Genomic DNA, 653 nt, shown 5'->3' on the forward strand with positions numbered 1-653 from the left:
GACTGCGGCGAGTGCAGCCGCATGATGTTGAGCGTGTCCAGGCCGGGGTAGACCGCGGCGAACATCGCCGGGATGATCGCGAAGTATTTCGCGATGTCGTTGGCGATGGAGAACGTGGTCAGAGCGCCCCGGGTGATCAGCAGCTGTTTGCCGATCTCGACGATCTCGATGAGCTTGGTCGGGTTGGAGTCGAGGTCGACCATGTTGCCGGCCTCTTTGGCGGCCGAGGTGCCGGTGTTCATGGCCACGCCGACGTCGGCCTGGGCGAGTGCGGGCGCGTCGTTGGTGCCGTCACCGGTCATGGCGACGAGCCGGCCGCCCTCCTGCTCCTTCTTGATCAGGGCGAGCTTGTCCTCGGGAGTCGCCTCCGCCAGGAAGTCGTCCACGCCGGCCTCGTCCGCGATCGCCTTGGCGGTCAGCGGGTTGTCACCGGTGATCATGACGGTGCGGATGCCCATGCGGCGCATCTCGTCGAAGCGTTCGCGCATGCCCTGCTTGACGACGTCTTTGAGGTGGATGACGCCGAGCACGCGGGCCCGTCCGCCGGAGACCTCGCCCACCACGAGCGGGGTGCCGCCGGAGGCGGAGATGCCGTCGACCAGAGGGCCGACCTCCTCGGTGGGGTGCCCGCCGTTGTCGCGCACCCACTTCAT

General features: G+C 67.7%; 1 protein-coding gene. It reads right to left on the bottom strand.

Annotation, left to right across the window (positions count from 1 at the left end):
* On the bottom strand, positions 1 to 653 hold a 653-nt coding region (locus Pth03_RS41180; protein WP_203949958.1), incomplete at both ends, for an HAD-IC family P-type ATPase.

The organism is Planotetraspora thailandica (assembly GCF_016863335.1).
GTDB lineage: Bacteria > Actinomycetota > Actinomycetes > Streptosporangiales > Streptosporangiaceae > Planotetraspora > Planotetraspora thailandica.